At 63.0% G+C, this 19171-nt stretch carries 15 protein-coding genes; 9 read left to right on the top strand and 6 right to left on the bottom strand.

Annotation, left to right across the window (positions count from 1 at the left end; all coding sequences use genetic code 11):
• Positions 1 to 47: 47 nt before the first annotated feature.
• Entirely contained in the window at positions 48 to 527 is a 480-nt protein-coding gene (locus AC1DZE_RS11905) for a fasciclin domain-containing protein (RefSeq protein WP_477670890.1), read from the bottom strand.
• 228 nt (positions 528 to 755) lie between these two features.
• On the opposite strand from AC1DZE_RS11905, the gene pstS reads away from it, so the two are divergent.
• From pstS to phoR, 7 genes are all read left to right on the top strand, one after another.
• Positions 756 to 1799 (top strand): phosphate ABC transporter substrate-binding protein PstS, encoded by a 1044-nt coding sequence (gene pstS / locus AC1DZE_RS11900; RefSeq protein ID WP_477700080.1) that lies wholly within the window; start codon positions 756 to 758, stop codon positions 1797 to 1799.
• 126 nt (positions 1800 to 1925) lie between these two features.
• Entirely contained in the window at positions 1926 to 2891 is a 966-nt protein-coding gene (gene pstC, locus AC1DZE_RS11895; RefSeq protein WP_477670888.1) for a phosphate ABC transporter permease subunit PstC, read from the top strand.
• The gene (pstA, locus tag AC1DZE_RS11890; RefSeq protein ID WP_477670887.1) at positions 2888 to 3748 is read left to right on the top strand and encodes a phosphate ABC transporter permease PstA; all 861 of its coding nucleotides are present in this window, start codon (positions 2888 to 2890) and stop codon (positions 3746 to 3748) included. The genes pstC and pstA overlap by 4 nt, the downstream gene beginning before the upstream one ends.
• 47 nt (positions 3749 to 3795) lie before the next feature.
• Positions 3796 to 4575, top strand: a complete 780-nt coding sequence (gene pstB / locus AC1DZE_RS11885; protein WP_457278655.1) for a phosphate ABC transporter ATP-binding protein PstB — start codon at positions 3796 to 3798, stop codon at positions 4573 to 4575.
• 19 nt (positions 4576 to 4594) lie between these two features.
• The gene (gene phoU, locus AC1DZE_RS11880) at positions 4595 to 5296 is read left to right on the top strand and encodes a phosphate signaling complex protein PhoU (protein ID WP_411879881.1); all 702 of its coding nucleotides are present in this window, start codon (positions 4595 to 4597) and stop codon (positions 5294 to 5296) included.
• Between the two features lie 7 nt (positions 5297 to 5303).
• Entirely contained in the window at positions 5304 to 6029 is a 726-nt protein-coding gene (gene phoB / locus AC1DZE_RS11875; RefSeq protein ID WP_431096707.1) for a phosphate regulon transcriptional regulator PhoB, read from the top strand.
• A complete protein-coding gene (phoR, locus tag AC1DZE_RS11870) occupies positions 6026 to 7381 on the top strand; it encodes a phosphate regulon sensor histidine kinase PhoR (protein WP_477672625.1) in 1356 nt (451 codons plus the stop codon). The genes phoB and phoR overlap by 4 nt, the downstream gene beginning before the upstream one ends.
• Here the strand turns inward: phoR and AC1DZE_RS11865 are convergent.
• The 5 genes from AC1DZE_RS11865 to trxA form a co-directional block, all read right to left on the bottom strand.
• The gene (locus AC1DZE_RS11865; protein ID WP_477670884.1) at positions 7369 to 8724 is read right to left on the bottom strand and encodes an MATE family efflux transporter; all 1356 of its coding nucleotides are present in this window, start codon (positions 8722 to 8724) and stop codon (positions 7369 to 7371) included. The two genes, phoR and AC1DZE_RS11865, sit on opposite strands and share 13 nt — an antisense overlap.
• Entirely contained in the window at positions 8721 to 10472 is a 1752-nt protein-coding gene (locus AC1DZE_RS11860) for a hypothetical protein (protein WP_477670883.1), read from the bottom strand. Before AC1DZE_RS11860 ends, AC1DZE_RS11865 begins: the two co-directional genes overlap by 4 nt.
• 205 nt (positions 10473 to 10677) lie before the next feature.
• Positions 10678 to 10959 carry a type B 50S ribosomal protein L31 gene (locus AC1DZE_RS11855; RefSeq protein WP_457278651.1) on the bottom strand — a complete coding sequence of 94 codons (282 nt, stop codon included), beginning with the start codon at positions 10957 to 10959 and terminating at the stop codon, positions 10678 to 10680.
• Between the two features lie 298 nt (positions 10960 to 11257).
• Entirely contained in the window at positions 11258 to 12520 is a 1263-nt protein-coding gene (gene rho, locus AC1DZE_RS11850) for a transcription termination factor Rho (RefSeq protein ID WP_348050341.1), read from the bottom strand.
• Positions 12521 to 12764: 244 nt separating this feature from the next.
• A complete protein-coding gene (trxA, locus tag AC1DZE_RS11845) occupies positions 12765 to 13097 on the bottom strand; it encodes a thioredoxin TrxA (RefSeq protein WP_077594529.1) in 333 nt (110 codons plus the stop codon).
• A 179-nt stretch (positions 13098 to 13276) separates the two neighbouring features.
• On the opposite strand from trxA, the gene AC1DZE_RS11840 reads away from it, so the two are divergent.
• Entirely contained in the window at positions 13277 to 15871 is a 2595-nt protein-coding gene (locus AC1DZE_RS11840) for a PD-(D/E)XK nuclease family protein (protein ID WP_477700079.1), read from the top strand.
• Positions 15868 to 19170, top strand: coding sequence for a UvrD-helicase domain-containing protein (locus AC1DZE_RS11835; protein ID WP_477700078.1), 3303 nt, complete (start codon positions 15868 to 15870; stop codon positions 19168 to 19170). Before AC1DZE_RS11840 ends, AC1DZE_RS11835 begins: the two co-directional genes overlap by 4 nt.
• The last annotated feature ends 1 nt before the right edge of the window (position 19171 follow it).

Below are 19171 nucleotides of genomic sequence, written 5' to 3'. Positions count from 1 at the left end.
AAAACGGGTCAAACCTTCCGGCTTGACCCGTTCCAGCACCCGTGGGCTTATTTGGCGGGCGGAATCAGCACGCTGTCCACAATGTGAACAACGCCATTGGTGGCGGAAATGTCGGCGGTCTGGACCATGGCGTCCTCGATGGTGACGAATTCGCCGGCCTTGGAGAGCGCCACATTGGCGCCGTTGACGGTTTTGGCGTTGCCGTTTTTGACGTCAGCTGCCATCACCTTGCCGGGAACGAGGTGGTAGGCCAGAACCGCCTTGAGTTTGGCCGGATCTTTGGCGAGCTCGTCCATGGTTTTGGCCGGCACTTTGGCGAAAGCCGCGTTGGTGGGTGCGAATACGGTGTAAGGGCCGGTGCCCTTGAGTGTGTCGGTCAGCCCGGCTTTGGCTACCAGGCCATTGAGGGTGCTGAGCTGCGATTGGGTGGCAATCGTGTCTGCCACGGACACCGGGGTGGAGGTGGTGGCGCAGCCGGCGAGGGCGGCAACAGCGGTAGCGAGGACCAGAAAGCGGCGGTTCAACATGAAAGATTCTCCTGATTAATCCTGATTAAGACGAGGCCAAGGGTAGGAGAGCCCGATGACAGATTCGTGACGGTAATTTGAAGGTTTTGTGACGCTATAGAGGGGCGGCAGCCCGCCGGGAGGCTGTCATATTTGTCACATCCTTGTCACACAAGATTTCTACAGTCGACGCATCTTCCCGATCAATCCCAACCAGTTTCGACCAATCCCAACCCAAGAGGTGTTCTGATGAACCTGACTTTTAAAGCTTCCCTGACTACCGTAGTAGGCCTTGCCCTGACGTCGCTTGCCACGCTCGCCGCCGCCCAGGACGTGACCGGCGCCGGTGCGAGCTTCCCGGCCCCCCTGTATTCCAAGTGGGCGGCTGACTACAACAAGGCCACCAGCGTCAAGATCAACTACCAGTCGGTCGGTTCCGGCGCCGGTTTGCGCCAGATTGAAGCCAAAACCGTTGATTTCGGCGCTTCCGACGCCCCCCTGAAAGATGAAGAACTGGTCAAAAAGGGCCTGATGCAATTCCCCACGGTGATCGGCGGCGTCATTCCTGTGGTCAACATCAAGGGCATCACCCCCGGCCAGCTCAAGCTGAGCGGCCAGGTGCTGGGCGACATCTACCTTGGCAAGATCACCAAGTGGACCGACCCGGCCATCAAGGCCCTGAACCCCACGCTGCCCCTGCCTGACGCCGCCATCGCACCGGTGCGCCGCGCCGACGGCTCCGGCACCAGCTTCATCTTCACCAACTACCTGAGCAAGGTCAATGCCGAGTGGAAGTCCAAAGTGGGAGAGGGCACCGCAGTGAACTGGCCCGTAGGCGCTGGCGGCAAGGGCAATGAAGGCGTGGCGGCATTCGTCGGCCGTCTGCCTAATTCGATCGGCTATGTGGAATACGCCTACGTCAAGCAAAACAAGATGACTTTTGCCCAGCTGAAGAACGCCGCTGGCAACTTCGTGTCGCCTGAAGATGGCGCATTCAAGGCCGCCGCCGCAGGTGCCGAGTGGTCCAAGAGCTTCTACCAGATCCTGACCGAGCAGCCTGGCAAGGATTCGTGGCCCATCACCGGCGCTACTTTCATCCTGATGCAGAAAGTCCAGGACAAGCCTGCCCAGGCCGCTGCTTCACTCAAGTTCTTTGAGTGGGCTTACAAAAACGGCGACAAAACTGCCGACGACCTGGACTATGTGCCCATGCCTGCCGCCGTGAAAACCATCATTGAAAAAGCCTGGGGCGACATCAAGGACACCTCGGGCAAGGTTGTCGCTTACAAATAAGCGCAACAAGCGCAACAAGCTGATTTTCCGCAGTCGTTACATACCATAGGGGTTTCTCACGTGTCCTCTACACTTCCGGCTAGCCGGGCCGCTTTTGACCACCCGGCAAAAGCGACCGGACGCGATATGACCAATCCTCCTCCTGGCGGCACTGTGCGCAGAAGCCCCCTGGCAGACCGGCTTTTCGGCTGGGCTGCGCAGGGCGCGGCCTGGCTGACACTGGCCCTGCTGGCCGGCATCCTGGTTTCCCTCGTCATCGGGGCGTGGCCAGCGATCAGCAAATACGGCCTCGGCTTCCTCACCAGCAGCGTCTGGGACCCTGTCAAGGGCGAGTACGGCGGACTGGTCATGATTTACGGCACCATTGCCACGTCATTGATCGCACTGCTCATCGCGGTGCCGGTGAGCTTCGGCATCGCGCTGTTCCTGACCGAGTTGTCACCCGCATGGCTCAAAAGGCCCCTGGGCACCGCCATCGAACTGCTCGCCGCCGTGCCGTCCATCGTCTACGGCATGTGGGGCCTGCTGGTGTTCGGCCCCATCCTGGCCACCTACGTACAGCAGCCGCTGCAAAGCCTTTTGAGCGGCGTGCCTTATCTGGGCGCGCTGGTGTCTGGCCCTCCTGTGGGTATCGGCATTTTGTCGGCCGGCATCATCCTGGCCATCATGATCATTCCTTTCATCGCCTCGGTGATGCGGGACGTGTTCGAGGTCACGCCGGTTTTGCTCAAGGAATCCGCCTATGGGCTGGGCTCCACCACCTGGGAAGTTGTCTCCAAAGTCGTGCTGCCTTACACCAAGGCCGGTGTGGTGGGCGGCATCATGCTGGGCCTGGGCCGTGCGCTGGGCGAAACCATGGCGGTGACCTTCGTCATCGGCAACTTCAACCAGCTCGATTCGCTGAGCCTCTTTCAGGCGGCCAACAGCATCACGTCGGCGCTGGCCAACGAGTTCGCTGAAGCCGGCGAGGGCCTGCACCAGGCTGCTTTGATTTACCTGGGCCTGGTGCTGTTCTTCATCACGTTTGTCGTGCTGTCGCTGTCCAAGCTGCTGCTGGCCCAACTGCGAAAAAGTGAAGGGGTGAAAACATGAGCGCCGTGATGCACGATGCGCGGTTGGCCAAGTTTGCCCGCCGCAAGCGGGTCAACCGGATTGCGCTGGTCCTCTCCCTCGCAGCCATGTCCTTTGGCCTGTTCTGGCTGGCATGGATTTTGTGGGAAACGATTCGCCTGGGCGTGGGCGGTCTTTCATGGGCAACCCTGACCCAGATGACGCCGGCGCCCAATGAAGAGGGCGGTATCGCCAACGCAATTTACGGCTCCTTCCTGATGGTGCTGCTGGCCACTTTTGTGGGCACGCCGATCGGCATCATGGCGGGCATCTACCTGGCCGAATACAACACCAAGGGCATGCTGGCATCCGTGACGCGCTTCGTCAACGACATCCTGCTGTCTGCACCATCCATCGTGATTGGCCTGTTTGTGTACACGGTCGTCGTGTCGCAGTTCAAATCCTATTCGGGCTGGGCCGGTGTCCTGGCGCTGGCACTGATCGTTATTCCCGTGGTGATTCGCACGACGGAAAACATGCTGCAACTGGTGCCGCCAGGCCTGCGTGAAGCGGCTTACGCCTTGGGCGCACCGAAATGGAAAGTCATCACCAGCATCACCTTGCGCGCCGCACGTGCCGGCGTGACGACCGGCATCCTGCTGGCCGTGGCGCGGATTGCCGGTGAAACGGCGCCGCTGCTGTTCACGGCGCTGAACAACCAGTTCTGGACGTCTGACCTGAGCCAGCCCATGGCGAGCTTGCCCGTGACGATCTTCAAGTTTGCACTGAGCCCTTATGAGAACTGGCAGCAACTGGCATGGGCAGGCGTATTCCTGATCACCATGGCAGTGCTTGGCCTGAACATCCTGGCGCGTGTATTGACACGTGCCAAAAACTGACAGGCTGACGCCTTTCCTTTAGACCACACAACACAACAAGGTCACAGATGGATACCCCTACTGCATCACGCGAACAATCGAAAATTTCGGTCAAGAACCTCGACTTCTACTACGGCAAGTTCCACGCCCTCAAAAGCATCAACCTGGAAATTCCCGAGAAGAAGGTCACGGCCTTCATCGGCCCCTCGGGCTGCGGCAAGTCCACGCTGCTGCGCATCTTCAACCGCATGTATGAGCTCTACCCCGAGCAGCGCGCTGAAGGTGAAATCATGTTCGACGGTGAGAACCTGCTGACGTCCAAAAAAGACGTGGCGCTGATCCGCTCCAAGGTCGGCATGGTGTTCCAGAAGCCGACGCCGTTCCCGATGTCGATCTACGACAACATCGCCTTTGGCGTGAAACTGTTCGAAAGCCTGAACGCTTCGGACATGGACGAGCGCGTGGAATGGGCGCTACGCAAGGCCGCGCTGTGGACGGAAGTCAAGGACAAGCTGAACCAGAGCGGCTCCAGCCTCTCGGGCGGCCAGCAGCAACGCCTGTGCATTGCCCGCGGCATCGCCATCAAGCCTGAAGTGCTGCTGCTGGACGAGCCCTGTTCGGCGCTGGACCCTATTTCCACCGCCAAGGTGGAAGAGCTGATTGCCGAGCTCAAGAACGAATACACGGTAGTCATCGTGACGCACAACATGCAGCAGGCGGCCCGCTGCAGCGACTACACCGCCTATATGTATCTGGGCGACCTGGTTGAGTTTGGCGCAACCGAAGACTTGTTCTTCAAGCCAAAACGTAAAGAAACCGAAGACTACATCACCGGCCGTTTCGGCTGATACGGATTAGGGAGCACACATGCCTGATAAACACCTATCGACCCAGTTTGACAGCGAACTCAACGGCGTCTCTTCGCGCGTGATGGAGTTGGGTGGCCTCGTCGAGTCGCAGATTCGCCTGGCCATCTATGCGCTGTCCCAGTTCAGCGCCGAAAGCGCCAACCAGGTGATCGAAACCGAATCGCGCGTCAACGCGATGGAAATCGACATCGACCGCGAGCTGTCGTCCATCATTGCGCGGCGCCAGCCTACGGCTCGCGACCTGCGCCTGCTGATTGCGATTTCCAAGACCACAGCCAACCTCGAGCGTGCCGGCGACGAGGCCGAGAAGATTGCCCGCATGGTCAAGTCCATCATAGAAAGCGGATCGGCCCGTGCCCTGCCTTCGTCCGACCTGCGCATCGCGGCGGAGCTTGCTTCCGGCCTGCTGCGCAAGGCACTGGATGCTTTTGCCCGGCTGGACACCGCGGTCGCGGTTTCCATCCTCAAGGAAGACGACCAGATCGACCAGGAATTCGACGGTTTTGTGCGCAAGCTCATCACTTACATGATGGAAGACCCGCGCACGATTTCGCCTAGCCTGGACCTGCTGTTTGTGGCCAAGGCCATCGAGCGCGTGGGCGACCATGCCAAGAACATCGCAGAATTCATCATTTACATCGTCAAGGGCGCCGACGTGCGGCACACGCCGATGGAACAGATTGAATCCGCAGTAAAGTAAAGACGGAATGAAACACCTGCCACGCATACTGATTGTTGAAGACGAGCCAGCCATTGCCGAGTTGATTGCCGTCAACCTGCGGCATGGTGGCTTTGACCCCGTGGTGGCGGAAGACAGTGTGTCGGCCCAGCGCGAACTCGACGCTGTGTTGCCCGATGCCATCCTGCTCGACTGGATGCTGCCGGGGCAAAGCGGCCTGGCGTTGGCGCGTCACTGGCGCAAGCAGGCGCGTACCAAGAGCATTCCCATCCTCATGTTGACGGCACGCGGTGACGAGCCCGACAAGGTGGCCGGGCTGGATGCCGGCGCCGACGACTACATCACCAAGCCGTTTTCTACCCAGGAACTGTTGGCGCGCATACGTGCCGTGCTGCGGCGCCGCGCTCCCGAGTCGGTGAACGACAGCGTGACCGTCGGCGGGCTGGTCCTGGACGCCGCCACGCATCGCATTTCCTACCTGGGCCAGGAGCTCAAGCTGGGCCCGACCGAGTTCAAGCTGCTGCACTACCTGATGAAACACGCCGAGCGCGTCCACAGCCGCAGCTCCCTGCTCGATAAGGTGTGGGGCGACCACGTGTTCATTGAAGAGCGCACCGTCGACGTCCACGTCAAGCGTCTGCGTGAGGCCTTGGGCGCAGCGGGCACCATGGTGGAAACTGTGCGCGGCGCCGGCTACCGGCTGACGGCGATGGCCGCCAACAACCCGGTCGCTGCGGCACAATCCAGCGCATGATCAATCGGTGGATTGTTTTTGCCGCCTGCATGATTGTTGGCGGCGGTTTGGGCTTTTGGGCGCGCACCGCAAACGGCTTGACCTTCGGACTGGGCATAGGCTTGGCTGTGGGGGCTATGGTCTGGCTGGTCATCGACAGCTTCTACATCGGCCGCCTGCTGCGCTGGCTGCGCATCGAACAAAACAACGATACACCGGCCGTGACGGCCGGCAGCGCCCCCAGCCTTCCCGGTGTATGGGGCGAGGTAGCGGACCGGACCCGCCGGCTGCTCAAGAATCGCGATCAACAGTTCCAGGAAAGCCAGGCGCGCCTCGATGAATTCCTGGCGGCCATGCAGGCCTCGCCGAGCGGCGTGGTGCTGCTCGACGCGCAAGGCCGTATCGAGTGGTGCAACCAGATGGCCAGCCAGCACTTCGGGTTTGACGCCCAGCGCGACGTGCTGCAGCACATCGCCAACCTGGTGCGTGACCCGGCCTTCAAGGCTTATATGGCAGCGGGTGATTTCTCGCACGACGTGGTGATCCCGGGCAACTTCAGCACGCCGGCCCGCCCGGTGAAGCTGTCGGTGCATGTGCATTCCTATGGCAAAAACCGCAAGCTGCTACTGTCGCGGGACATCACGGCCGTGGAGCTGGCAGAAGCCATGCGTCGCGACTTTGTGGCCAATGTGTCGCATGAGATCCGCACGCCATTGACAGTCCTGTCGGGTTTTATCGAAACCTTGCAAACGCTGCCGCTCAAGGAGCCGGAGCGTGCCCGCTACCTGGCGCTGATGTCGCAGCAGTCGCAGCGCATGCAGACGCTGGTGAATGACCTGCTGACCCTGTCGCGACTGGAAGGCAGCCCGTTTCCGGGCGCCAGTGACTGGATGACCGTCAGTGCGCTGATGGCCCAATCAGAGCAGGAGGCAAGGGCCTTGTCGTTGGTGATTGCGCCGCAGGGCCACCAGCTGGAATTTGACCAGGGGCCAGGCACCGAAATCGCCGGGGTACAGACCGAGCTTTATAGCGCGATGTCCAATCTGGTAACCAATGCAGTGCGCTACACGCCGGAGGGCGGTTTGGTCCGCGTCAGCTGGGCGCTGCTGGAGGACGGGCGTGGTGAGTTCAAGGTCAAGGACACCGGGCCGGGTATCGCGCCTGAGCACCTGCCACGCCTGACGGAACGTTTTTACCGTATCGACCGCAGCCGATCGCGTGAAACCGGGGGCACCGGCCTGGGCCTTGCCATCGTCAAACATGTCGCCCAGCGTCACGGTGCTGAGCTCAACATTCAAAGTGAACCGGGGCACGGCTCCTGCTTTTCCATCATTTTTCCCGTCGTGCGCGTTCGCCGGACTCAACCAGTTTGAGTCACCTTCAGGCTGCGCCTGACTGCATGCCACAACAGAGCCAGAAAACATGCCGCAACGAGGCCAATGGCGAGCGTGCTGGCCGCCCAGAAACTGCTGGCGGACTGCGTCGCGGCCTGGCCTGCAATGCCGTCGTAAGCCAGACGATAGCCCCCCAGAAGCCCAAGGCCCCATAGCAGCACGCCATAAAGGGCCAGCGGCGCAATGGTGATGCGGTAGCAGCGGAGCAAAAAGGCCGTCAGGGCCTGTGTTGCATCGGCGACGTGATAGAACGCAACCCACACCAGCAAAGCGGAGGCCAGCGCGACGATTTCCGGGTTGCCGGAGTACCAGCCTGCCAGCACGGGGCCGGCCATTGAAACCACGGCCGCGAGTGTCAGCGCCGCGAGCCCTGTGAGCTTCAGCCCCAGCAGCACCACGCGTTTTGCGTAATCCGGGCGTCCTGCGCCTATCCAGAACGAAACGCGGGCACTGCACGCGATGGCCATGGACAGCGGCATCATGTAGAGAACCGCGGCCACGCTGGATGCAATCTGGTGGCTTGCGGAGGCCACGGTGCCGAGGCGGGCGATGAAGAGTGCCATCAGCGTGAACGACGTCACTTCCACCAGATAAGCCAGGCCGCCGGGAATGCCGAGCCTGGCGAAGTGACCTATTTGCAGCCAGTCCGGCCGTTCCATGCGTTGCCAGATGCGATAGGGCAGGTACAGCGTCTGTGTGCGCAGCATCAGGATGGCCAGCGCCAGCAGCAGGTAGTTCACAATCAGCGTGGCCCATGCGCAGCCGACAGCGCCCATGGGTTCTACGCCGGCACCGCCGGCCACCAGCCAGATAGACAGGGGGATCTTGACCAGCAGGGCGCCGACCTGCAGCCAGGTGACCAACAGCGGCTTGCCCAGTGCCTGGTTGAAGGTGCTGTAGATGCGAAACAGCAGGGATGGTGCGAACGCAAAGGCCAGCACCGCAAGGTAACGCTGTACCTCATCGCGCATCAGTTCAGGCACTTGTGCCCAGCGCAGCAGGGGGCCGGGGAAGAGCATAGCTGCCATACCCACCACCACGATAAAACCGCACAGGTACATGCTTTGGCGCAGCGAAGCACCTACCGCCTCATGGCGGCGCGCGCCCATCATTTCGGCCCAGATGGGCAGCAGCGCCTGGACAATGCCGATCAGGCCAACGTAAACACTGATGTAAAGCGCCGATCCTACCGACAGCGCGGCCAGGGCCTCGTCGCTGTAGCGGCCTGCAATCACCGTGTCGGCCACACCGAAGGCCATGACGGCCAGTTGCCCGACGAGCACGGTGCCCGCGTGCTGGCTGATGATCTTGAGTTCGCTCAAGGGCTGGTTCTTGAGTTCGGGCGGGGAAGGCCCACCCGCTTGAACAGCAGGACGTTTTCCGTCTTGTCCGTGGGTCGGCGCACCGTCGCCTGGAAGGCCCAATCGGGCAAATTAACGACGCGGCTGAGCGTTGGCTGCGCCTCGACATCCACAATCAGGTAGGGGCAGCTTGCCTGCGTTCCGGCTTGCCGGAGCTCGAGCCCGCCGTGGTACTGCAGCGCGGCGGCCTGCGCACTGCCTACGCCGTAAATCTCAACGCAGGCGCTTTTGTCGACGAGATTTGCGATCTGGCGCGACAGGGGCGCAAGGCTGCGGGCATAGTCGAGCAGGGGCAGCCAGAGCGTCATCAGCAGCAGCCAGCACAGGGTGGCGCCGCCGGCAGGCAGTACCAGCGATTTCCAGATGGCCGCACGCTGCGCGCCGGCGCGCCATTTGACGAGCCAGGCCCAGGCCAGGGTGGCCAGCAGTGCGGCCAGAAACGCCAGCCACGAGAAGCTGGGTTCAAACCCCGGTGCGAGTTTGGCGACGTTGGCTGCGGGTTGACGCGGAACGCCAGTCTGCATGGCAATCCAGACCACCCAGATGATGATGCCGCAGCCGGTGAAAAACAGCAGTGTGAACCAGTCAATCAGCGAGGCCACGCTGCGTTTGAGTGTGGGGAGCGCGAAGGCAGCCAGCGCTGCCAGCGGCGGCAGGCTCAGCAGCAGGCTGCGGTCCGAGGCTGTGGTCGTCAGCGTGGCGGCCACGGCCATCGCGGCGAACCACAATGGCAAGGCGACATGGCGGCTGGCCAGCTGCCTGCGCCAGCGATAAAGTGTCCACATCGCCAGCGGCCAGGCCGGCCAGGTAAACCACAGCAGCAGGCGACCCAGGCTGCGCCAGTCTTTCAGGGCGGACTGACCGTCTGCGCCCGGCAGGTGAATTCTCCAGCGCCACAGGTCCAACCCATGGGCCAGCAGCGCTACCAGCAGCGTGATGCCGGTGATCAGCAGCACCCAGTGCCAGGACTGTTGCCTGGCTGCAGGATCGGACTGGCCGGTGCCCCAGCGCATGTGAGTCCATTCCACCAGTGCCCCGCCCATGCCAATCAGCAATGCCAGTGTGGGAGCACCGCTCAGGGCGAGTCCTGCAAGCCCGATCAGCAGACCGAATGCCGGGCCGAGGATTTTGGTGGCCGCACGGTAGGGGCTTGCTGCCATGGCGTAAAAGGCCAGCGCCGTGAACCCGAGCTGGGCCAGGGCCGGCGTGGTTTCATGGGAGAGCTGCGCCAGGCCAAGACTGGCGATCAGCGCCAGCAGGGCGGTATCGGCGATAGCCCGGGCGTAGTCGACCGGACTGGCCTCGCCGCCGAAAGCAAAGGCGACTGGCTGGGCTTGCGGGCTACGCGCCAGGTAGTAAACGGCGTACCACGTCGCCAGCATCGTCAACACGAGCAGTGCCACAAATGGAATGCGCACAGCCCATGCCGGATCCAGAAAGGGGAAAACCTTGATGGCGATGGCACCCAGCCAATACGGTGCCAGTGCATCGAATTCCGTGACCTGGCCCAGCAACTGTGGACGTAGCCAGTTGCCCGCCATGGAGGCGAGTTCACGCATTACGCCAAACGCAGCAATGTCTTCGTTTTTCCAGGGGCCACGCCCCAGAAAACCCGGCAGCGCATAGGCTGCGCAAAACAGCAGCAGTGCGAGTCGCGGCAGGCGGCGCACAGCGGACTGGGCAATGATGGCAGGAGACGGTTTATTCAAAACGTATGGGTCGGATAGATCTGGGAGATCGAAAGGGAGCGCGGCTGCTGTCGGGTCGTTCAGTCCTGGCTACGGGTGATTCTGCGTCAAACCAGCCTGAGGCACATCGCGTAACCTGGCAAATTTTGCCGAAAAAAAAGCAGCCTGAATTTCAGGCTGCTTTTTTGCAGGCTGGCGAAAGTTTTTTCGCAGCTTATCCGGCAGCTTACTTCGCAGCTTCGGGTGCGGCCTCTTTGGCTGCGGTCTTGCCGAAACGGTTGCGGAATTTCTCGACGCGGCCACCCATGTTGTCCACGGATTTTTGTGTGCCGGTGTAAAAAGGGTGCGATTCGCTGGACGTATCGAGCTTGTACAGGGGCAGTTCGCGACCGTCGTCCATCTTCACCATTTCTTTGGTGTTCACGCAGGAGCGGGTGACGAACTTGAAGTTGTTGGACAGGTCCAGGAAACAAACTTCGCGGTAGTTGGGGTGAATGCCTTCTTTCATGATCTTTCCTTATTCGTTGCGGGAGCCACACCAAGCCAGTCCTGGGCACTTTCCGCTAAGCCGCACATTATAGCACCCCCGTCCAAGTTCACTGCGTGTAACTTGTTCCCCCCTCAAGGGGCGGCGCCTTGGGCCGGCGAAGCCGGACCCTCGGCCCCCGCTGGTAAATACCCCACTGGTTGCGCCCTGGATCTTCAATCCAGTATGAGCCGCGGGACTGGCTTTGCCAGACCGCAGGCGGGCGGCCCCCTCGGGGGGCAGGAAGCTACACGAAGTGAGCGACCGTGGGGGCCACGTTCTAGCCGCCCCGCCTCATCATGTCGAAGAATTCGTGGTTGTTCTTCGTCGCTTTCATGTTCTTGAGCATCAGCTCCATGGATTCGATTTCATCCATGTTGTACATGAATTGACGCAAAATTCGCGACTTTTGGAGGATTTCGGGTGCAAGTAACAGCTCTTCCTTGCGGGTGCCGCTGCGGTTGAGGTGAATTGCCGGGAACACGCGTTTTTCGTACAGGCGGCGGTCCAGGTGGATTTCGCAGTTGCCGGTGCCCTTGAATTCTTCAAAGATCACTTCGTCCATGCGGCTGCCGGTGTCTACCAGCGCGGTGCCGATGATGGTCAGGCTGCCGCCTTCTTCAATATTGCGGGCCGCACCGAAGAAGCGCTTGGGGCGCTGCAGTGCGTTGGCGTCCACACCGCCGGTCAGCACTTTGCCCGATGAAGGCAACACGTTGTTGTAGGCGCGGGCCAGGCGGGTGATGGAGTCCAGCAGGATAACGACGTCCTTGCCGAGTTCAACCAGGCGCTTGGCGCGTTCGATCACCATTTCGGCCACATGCACGTGGCGTGCGGCGGGTTCGTCAAAAGTGGAGGAGATCACTTCGCCGCGCACGCTGCGCTGCATTTCGGTCACTTCTTCAGGGCGCTCGTCCACCAGCAGCACCATCATGACCACTTCAGGGTAGTTGGCGGTAATGGCGTGGGCGATGTTCTGCATCATCACGGTCTTGCCGGACTTGGGCGGTGCGACCAGCAGGGCGCGCTGGCCTTTGCCGATAGGCGCGACGATGTCGATGATGCGGCTGGTCAGGTTCTCTTCGCCCTTGATGTCGCGTTCGAGCTTGAACTGCTCGCGTGGGAACAGCGGGGTCAAGTTCTCGAACATGACCTTGTGCTTGTTGTCTTCAGGCAGGCCGTCGTTGACCTTGTCGAGCTTGTTCAGGGCAAAGTAGCGCTCGCCATCCTTGGGGGTGCGCACTTCGCCTTCAATCATGTCGCCGGTGTGCAGGTTGAAGCGGCGAATCTGGCTGGGGCTGATGTAGATGTCGTCGGTGCTGGCCGTGTAGCTTGAATCCGGAGCACGGAGGAAACCGAAACCGTCGGGCAGCACTTCCAGCACGCCGTCGGCCACGATGGTCTCACCGGTTTTTGCACGTTTTTTGATGATGGCGAACATCAGCTCCTGCTTGCGCATACGGCCGACGTTTTCGATCTCAAGGGCTTCGGCCTGCTTGAGGACTTCAGACACGTGCAGTGCCTTGAGTTCGTTTAAGTGCATGGAGTTACTCCTTGCGGAGTTCATTGATGGAAACGGGGGAGGTTTGAAAAGAAGCCGCAGAAGATGGCTTACAAACCGGGAACTCGAACCAGGCAGCGAGTGCCGTCTGGTGAATAAAGCACATTATGACAGGAAATTCATGCAGGAAATCAAGGCATTTTTCCTGCGTCCGGCCAGCGGCCGGGGGACCTGCGCCGGTCGGGAAGCGGCGGTGCGCCGTGCTTCCCTTCCAGCGCGAAAAACCTCAGGCCAGTTGCTGGTCAATGAAGGCGGTCAGCTGGGCCTTGCTCATGGCGCCGACCTTGGTGGCGGCCAGCTGGCCGTCCTTGAACAGCATCAGGGTGGGGATGCCGCGGATACCGAACTTGGCGGGAATGTCGCGGTTTTCGTCGACGTTCATCTTGGCGATCTGCAGGCGGCCGTCGTAACCGGTGGCCACTTCGTCCAGAATCGGCGCGATCATCTTGCACGGACCGCACCATTCAGCCCAGTAGTCCACCAGCACGGGTTTGGAGGCTTGCAGCACGTCGGCTTCGAAAGTGGCATCGGTGGTATGTTTGATCAGTTCGCTCGCCATGGCGGCTCCTTTGTCTGTTTAGGATGGTTACGATACGGTACGGCTAAAGTTGTAGTCATTGTGGCAGAAAGCAAGTGGCCGGGTCGGGCGCGCGGGGGCTATGGCGCCGATAGAGATTATTCAATTTGCGGCTTCCGGCCCCATTTCTTTCTTGCCAACCTCTTTTCCCCAACCTCTGTATGCCACCCGTTCCAACCTCTGATGCCGCATGGTCCGCGCCTGATGCGCTGTGCTGGCACCAGGCCATGGGCCGGCTTGCAGAAGCGATGCAGGCGCGCGGCGTCCATCCCGCAGAAGCCGTGGTGCTGCTGCCCTATGCCCAGCTGATCCAGCAGGCGCGCCGCGCCTGGGCTGCGCAGGCAGGCGAGACATTTTTTGTTCCCCGCTTTGAAACCACCATGAACTGGGCCAGCGGCCTGGGCGGCACGCTCGGCTCGTATGTGCCTTCAGGCGACGATTTGCGCATGGATGTGGCGGTCGACATGCTCACAGCCGCATCGCTGCTGGGCCGCGCGGGCCTGGGCGCCCAGCAGGATGCGCTGGCGGGCCGGCTGGTTGAAGCGGCGTGGAGCCTGGCCGGTGTGGCCGCAGCCGTCGTGCCGGCCGCTCGCCGCGCCTGGAGCGAGCGCTTGGCGCTAACGCTGGGAGCAGGCCTGGATTCGCCGGTGCTGGCCCTCGAAGCTGCCGTGGGGCGCATTGCGCTGGCCTGGGCGGCGGCGTCCGCCTATCCCACGGACCGCCTTTTCCAGGCGAAACCTCAGCTGCTCGCCGTGCTGGAAGGCTTTCAGGCCGACCCGCTTACCGAGGCCCTCAAGGCGCACTTCGGCGACCGGTCGGTTTCCATCCCGCTGTGCGTCTCACTCGAAGAGCCCTCGGCACCGCCCGCGCTGCACATTGCGCAAGACGCCGAAGACGAAGCGGGCCGCGCCGCCGCCTGCGTGCTGGCGCATCTGGCGCAAGGCCGCAGCCCGGTTGCGCTGATTGCGCAGGACCGGCAACTCACACGCCGTGTCGGCGCCATGCTCGCTGAGCGCGGCATCGCCATGCGCGATGAAACCGGCTGGAAGCTTTCAACCACTCGCGCCGCCGCCGCTCTGATGAGCCTGCTGCGCGCCATGCCCTGGGACGCGTCGACGGATGCCGTGCTGGACTGGCTGAAAAACGCACCGGCGTTTGACGCCGCGCTGGTCACCGCCGCCGAGACTGAGTTGCGCAAGACCGGCGTGCGCGCCTGGCGCGACCTGCCGGACTTTGCGGAAGACGCCATCTTGCCGCCAGCCTTTGCGGCAACAGGCCCGTTGGCGCGCGAGGTGAACGCATTGCGCAGCCCTTTCAGCCGTGCCCGCCCGCTGGCGATGTGGCTGCGCGACCTGCGCACCCTTTTGCAGTCGGCGGGGCAGTGGGACGCACTGGCGCAGGACGAAGCCGGGCAGACGGTGCTGGACGTGCTGCGCCTGCACGAAGGCGCCGAGACCGAATTCGAAGCATCGCCGGTGATGCGGCTGCATGACTTCACGCAGTGGGCCAATCAGGCGCTGGAGGGCGGCAAGTTTTCCCCGGCGCATCCGCCCGCGGAGCAGGTGGTCATACTGCCGCTGCCGCAGCTGCTGGGCCGCCCCATGCAGGCCGTGGTGCTGCCCGGCTGCGATGAAATCCGCCTGCCGGTGTCACCAGAACCTCCCGGTCCCTGGACGCCCGGCCAACGCGAGCTGCTGGGCCTGCCGTCGCGGGAAGTGCTTGCCGCTGCCCAGCGCCAGGCCTGGCACTATGCCCTGCACATGCCGCATCTCGATGTGCTCTGGCGCACCAGTGAATCCGGCGAACACCTGATCCCCAGCGGCTTTGTGCAGGAGCTGCTGCTGGACCAGGACGAGGAAGCAGTACAGCGCATGGCCACCGACCCCCGCAGCCTGCGTGCCGTGGCAACCCAGCCGACGCCGTATCCCTTCCCGACCGGCGAGGCCTTGCCCGTCATCCGGCTTTCTGCCAGCGCGTACGAAGACCTGCGGCGTTGCCCCTACCGCTTTTTTGCGCTGCGTCAGCTTAGGCTGCAGGAGCCCGAAGAGCTCGAAAGCGAGTTGGGCAAGCGCGACTTCGGCAACTGGCTGCACAGCCTGCTGCGGCATTTCCATGAGGCACTCAAAGCGGCACCAACCCCCGATCTATCAGCGCGGGTAGCTATGCTAAACATAGCAGCGGAGCGCGCCACGCAAGAGCTGGCGCTCAGCGACAGCGAGTTTTTGCCCTTTGCCGCGGCCTGGCCCGGTGTGCGCGAGGGCTATCTGAAATGGCTGGCCGACCACGAAGCCACCGGCGCGGTCTTCGACGAAGCCGAAGTCTGGCGCGAAGTGCCTGTCGGCACGCTCACGCTGCTCGGCCAGCTCGACCGCGTTGATCGCCAGCCTGACGGGCACGCCCTGGTGATCGACTACAAGACCGAGCCGCGCACGACCACGGCCGAACGCATCAAGAACGGCCATGAAGACACCCAGCTTGCCTTTTATGCCGCCCTGATGAGCGACGACACGCTGGCCGCGGCCTACGTCAACCTCGGCGAAAAAGAGCCGACCAAGACCTATGAGCAAGCCGAGATCGTCGGCTTGCGCGACGAGCTCATCGACAGCATTTTGACCGACATGGCGCGCATCTCGCGCGGGGCGGCGCTGCCGGCATTAGGGGAGGGCAAGGCGTGCGACTATTGCGCGGCCCGCGGGTTATGCCGGAAGGACTTCTGGAATCCAGACGAAGAAACTGCGCGGGGGATGAGCCAATGACCGCTCCCGGCCAAACCCACATCGCTCACGCCGCCGCCTACGAATGCAACGGCGAGCCGCTCTCCGCCGATGCCTTCTACGCCATCGCCTGCGACCCGCGGCGCAGCGTGGCGGTGGAAGCCTGCGCCGGCGCCGGCAAGACCTGGATGCTGGTGTCACGCATCGTGCGGGCCTTGCTGGACGGGGCCACGGCCGCACCGGGGCAGCAGGTGCTGCCGCACGAGATTCTGGCGATCACCTTCACCAAAAAGGCTGCCGGTGAAATGCGCGAGCGTCTGGATGACTGGCTCAAGGCCTTTGCCCACGCCGACGACGCCACCCTGCAGCGCGAGCTGGAAATGCGCGGCGTCAGGGTCGATTTTTCAAGCCAAAAAGGCCTGAAGTCCGCACAGGCCTTGCGCGAGCAGCTATCAAATTTATATCGCTCCATTCTGGCCAGCGGCCGCTCGGTGCAGATTCGTACCTTTCACAGCTGGTTTGCAGCCTTGCTGCGCAGTGCGCCGGTGGCGGTGCTGCAGCGCCTGGAGCTGCCGGTGAACTACGAGCTGCTGGAAGACGATGCGCCGGCACGCGCGCTGGTGTGGCGGCGGTTTTATGCGGCCGTCGCGGTTGACGCGTCACTCAAGGCTGACTTTGAGGCGGTGGTGCTGGCGTATGGGCGTTTCCAGGCCGACAAGGCCTTGCAAGCCGCGCTCGACAAGCGCACCGAGTTCACGCTGGCTGATGAAAAAGGCGTGATCGACGCCTCGGTACAAGCCTTCAGTGCACAGTTCACTGAATTTGGCGGCCTTGATGAACCCGAAGAGCTGCTCAGCACCAACCGTTTTCACCGGCAAACCTTGAGGGACGCCGCCATCGCGCTGGGCCGCGCGAGCGCGCCGACTTTTTCGGCCAAAGGCGTGGAACTGGAGCAGGCGTTGACGGCCGGAGACTTCCCGGCGGCCATTGCGGCCCTGCTGACCGAGAAGGGCACGCCGCGCAAGTTCGGCGAAAAAATCGTCGGCATCGAACAGGTGCGCATTGCGCAGGATCTGGTGCTGCGCGTGGTGGCAGCCCGCCAGCAGCACGATGCCTGGCTGTACCAGCAGCGCATGGCGCGGCTGACGCGTGTGCTGATCGCCCAGTTCACCGCCTTGAAGCGCGACCGCGGCTGGGTCGACATGAATGATGTCGAGCGCGCCGCGCTGTTGATGCTGGCTGACCCCGTGCTGTCGGGCTGGGTGCAGGAGCGGCTGGACGCGCGCATCCGCCACCTGATGATTGACGAATTCCAGGACACCAACCCGCTGCAGTGGCAGGCCCTGTATGCCTGGCTCATCGGATACTCGGGTGCGGGCACCGCCCCCAGCGTGTTTCTGGTGGGCGACCCCAAGCAGAGCATTTACCGCTTCCGCCGTGCCGAGCCGCAGGTGTTCCGCGCTGCGCAGGCTTTTGTGGTGCACGGCCTGGGCGGTGACTTGCTCAGCTGCGACCATACGCGGCGCAACGCTGAGGCCGTGATCGACACCGTCAACTCGGCCATGGCCATGGCACGGGAGGCCGACGGCTATGACGGTTTTCGCGAACACACCACGGCTTCAGGCCTCGCCGGCGCCGTGGGCCGGCTTCCGCCCATTGCACGCAACAAGGACGAAGAGGAAGCCTCGCCGCTGGCCGCCGGCTGGCGTGACAGCCTGACCACGCCGCGTGAGTTGCCCGAGGAAACCCTGCGCACGCGCGAGGCGCGCCAGGCCGCTGCCTGGATTTCAGAACAGGTAGCCGGTGGCCTCAGGCCGCAGGACGTGATGGTTCTCTCGCGCAAGCGCGCCGGCCTGCTGCCGCTGCAGGACGAGCTGCGCGCGCTGCACATCCCTGCGCAGGTGGGCGAGAAAACCGAGCTGATCGACTGCTGCGAAGTGCAGGACGTGGTGGCGCTGCTCGACGTGCTGGTGTCGCCGCAGCACGACCTTTCATTGGCGCGCGCGCTGCGCTCGCCGCTGTTCGGGCTGGCTGACGATTGCCTGGTGCAGCTGGCGCTGCTGCAGCGCGAGCACCATCAGCCCTGGTACAGCCTGCTACAAAAAGAGGAGCTGCTTGCGTCCGATTTGAAAGGGCTGGGGCCCATTTTGACCAAATGGAAAAGCTGGCTGGACCGTTTGCCGCCACACGATGCGCTGCAGGGCATTTACGACGACGGCGATGTGCTGGCGCGTTTTGGCGCTGCCGCCCCGGCGGCGCAGCGCAGCGCGGTGCTGGCCAACCTGCGCGCGCTGCTGGGTGTGTCGCTGGCACTCGACGGCGGGCGTTACGCCACGCCTTATGGTTTTGTGCGCGCGCTCAAGGCCGGCGGCACCCAGGCGCCGGCAGCTGTCAGCAGCGAGGCGGTCCGGCTGCTGACCATCCACGGCGCCAAGGGCCTTGAAGCCGAAGCCGTGCTGCTGCTGGACACCGACACGGTCGAGCGCAACGCAGACAGCATGGGCGTGCTGGTTGACTGGCCCGGCGAGGCGACCGAACCACGCAAGTTCGTCTTCCTGGTCAGCGAAAGCCGCCCGCCGGCCTGCGCCGCCGACACGCTGGCCAGCGAGCAGGCCGCCCGCAAGCGGGAAGAGCTCAACGCCCTCTATGTGGCGCTGACGCGTGCCCGCCATACGCTGGTCATTTCATCGATAGAGCCGCACCGCGTGACGACCGAAAGCTGGTGGCAGCGCCTGCACGCACTGGTGGGCGAGCTGCCTGCGCCGGTCGCGGATGAGTCTGCAGCCGTCCATCTCGATGCGGCCGACGCGGGCGTGTTCTACCTGCCCGAGTTGCCTGAACTGCCCGAGGTCATGGCGATTTCCGAGCCCGCTGCGGTGCGCGTTGATGAAGATTCGCTCAAGGCGCGCATCGGCAAAGCCATGCACCGCCTGCTGGAATGGGGCGGTGCGCTGTCGGCGGAACAAGTGAAGGCCGCGGCGCGCGAGTTTCGCCTCAGCCCGGCGCAGGCGGCTGAGGCGGCTGCGCTGGCCAGGCGCATTCTGGCGGGTGAGGGCGCCTGGGCCTGGAACCCGCAAGCCGTGGCCTGGCAAGGCAACGAAGTCGGCCTTGTCTACGCCGGGAAAGACTTGCGGCTGGACCGCCTGGTGCAGCGCAAGGACGCCGGCCACGAAGGCCACTGGTGGGTGCTCGACTACAAATCCGCCGTGGCGCCGGAGCTGCAGCCCGCGCTGGTGGCGCAGCTGCAGGACTACCGTGCGGCGGTGCAGCTGATATACCCCGGCGCGCCGGTGAAGGCGGCTTTTCTGACAGGGCGGGGAACTGTGGTCGAGGTGGACTGAT

The sequence above is a fragment of the Polaromonas sp. P1_F1 genome (genome assembly GCF_056405795.1).
This window is presented reverse-complemented; position numbering and strand designations above follow the sequence as displayed.

Coding starts and splice junctions, on each gene's coding strand:
- AC1DZE_RS11905 (WP_477670890.1), bottom strand. CDS start 527: ATGTTGAACCGCCGCTTTCTGGTCCTCGCTACCGCTGTTGCCGCCCTC.
- pstS (WP_477700080.1), top strand. CDS start 756: ATGAACCTGACTTTTAAAGCTTCCCTGACTACCGTAGTAGGCCTTGCC.
- pstC (WP_477670888.1), top strand. CDS start 1,926: ATGACCAATCCTCCTCCTGGCGGCACTGTGCGCAGAAGCCCCCTGGCA.
- pstA (WP_477670887.1), top strand. CDS start 2,888: ATGAGCGCCGTGATGCACGATGCGCGGTTGGCCAAGTTTGCCCGCCGC.
- pstB (WP_457278655.1), top strand. CDS start 3,796: ATGGATACCCCTACTGCATCACGCGAACAATCGAAAATTTCGGTCAAG.
- phoU (WP_411879881.1), top strand. CDS start 4,595: ATGCCTGATAAACACCTATCGACCCAGTTTGACAGCGAACTCAACGGC.
- phoB (WP_431096707.1), top strand. CDS start 5,304: ATGAAACACCTGCCACGCATACTGATTGTTGAAGACGAGCCAGCCATT.
- phoR (WP_477672625.1), top strand. CDS start 6,026: ATGATCAATCGGTGGATTGTTTTTGCCGCCTGCATGATTGTTGGCGGC.
- AC1DZE_RS11855 (WP_457278651.1), bottom strand. CDS start 10,959: ATGAAAGAAGGCATTCACCCCAACTACCGCGAAGTTTGTTTCCTGGAC.
- rho (WP_348050341.1), bottom strand. CDS start 12,520: ATGCACTTAAACGAACTCAAGGCACTGCACGTGTCTGAAGTCCTCAAG.
- trxA (WP_077594529.1), bottom strand. CDS start 13,097: ATGGCGAGCGAACTGATCAAACATACCACCGATGCCACTTTCGAAGCC.
- AC1DZE_RS11840 (WP_477700079.1), top strand. CDS start 13,277: ATGCCACCCGTTCCAACCTCTGATGCCGCATGGTCCGCGCCTGATGCG.
- AC1DZE_RS11835 (WP_477700078.1), top strand. CDS start 15,868: ATGACCGCTCCCGGCCAAACCCACATCGCTCACGCCGCCGCCTACGAA.